General features: G+C 42.9%; 1 pseudogene. It reads left to right on the top strand.

The annotated features are described in order from the left end of the window. Window positions 1-101 precede the first annotated feature (101 nt). Window positions 102-861, top strand: a pseudogene (locus tag ACFILW_RS09935) (portal protein); the annotation flags it as partial. Between the last annotated feature and the right edge of the window lie 212 nt (window positions 862-1,073).

Genomic DNA, 1,073 nt, shown 5'->3' with positions numbered 1-1,073 from the left:
GGGGCAGATGCCTTTGGATTGATGTGCGTGGCTTATGAAGAACCTCCGACGATACAAAAGCGACCAGCTTATAGCGGTAGAGAAACTTATGAAAGCACGTCATGGATGGCAGAATGATGTATGATGAAGAGCATTTAGAGAAAGACAGCACCGTATCAGCTCTGTCTCATGATGGTTTGTTTCGCAAGCTTGTGAGTTGGTACAAAGAAGATGTGGAGCATGTGAATAAATGGCGTGAACATGCGCGGGAAGATTTTCGTTTTTACAATGGTGATCAGTGGAATGAGGCTGATTTAGCGGCGTTAAAAGAGCAACGCCGCCCCGTTATGACCTTTAATCGTATTGCTCCGCTTGTGAATGCTGTTGTGGGGTCAGAACGCAACAATAAGCGAGAAGTGCAGTTTATTCCCCGTCAAGTAGGGAAGGCATTGCCTAGTGAATTGCTTACTGGTGCGGCAGAATGGTTTCGGGACATGGCGCATGCAGAATACGCTGATAGTGATGCTTTCCAAGATGCCGTTATCTGCGGCATGGGGTGGACTGATACCCGCCTTGATTATGAAAATAGCTTTGATGGTGAACCGGTCATTACGCGTTTAGACCCGTTAAAGATGGTTTGGGATAGCGCGGCAGTGCAACCGAATTTAACCGATGCACAACGCATGTGGTATGTAGATCGCAAGCCCTTGGAAGTAGCTAAGCAGATGTTTCCCAAAGCTCATTGGAGTGAACTGAGTGCAGATTGGGCGCGTGATGGGGTTGCTTATGAGGGCATTCATCATAATGATCTTGAAGCTTATAATGATGAGAAGGGCATTGATGTTGAAAACGGTCGTCGGATGGTTACACTAGTTGAAGGACATTATAAACAAAAATACAATAAAGTCAATAGTTTGTTTGTAATTATCTTATATGAATCCACTCAAGAATCCACACTTTTATACGTGATTCATTTGACCATTTTTTATAAACAATTGCCATGTATGAATAGACCATAAAAAGCTAATCATAAAGAAGTTTAAGAAGAAAAAACAACTTCAAAATGTCCTTCAAGCGTTTTAACTTCTTTCGGA

The sequence above is a fragment of the Bartonella sp. TT110JLCBS genome, assembly GCF_042193405.1.
Classification (GTDB): Bacteria; Pseudomonadota; Alphaproteobacteria; order Rhizobiales; family Rhizobiaceae; genus Bartonella.
This window is presented reverse-complemented; position numbering and strand designations above follow the sequence as displayed.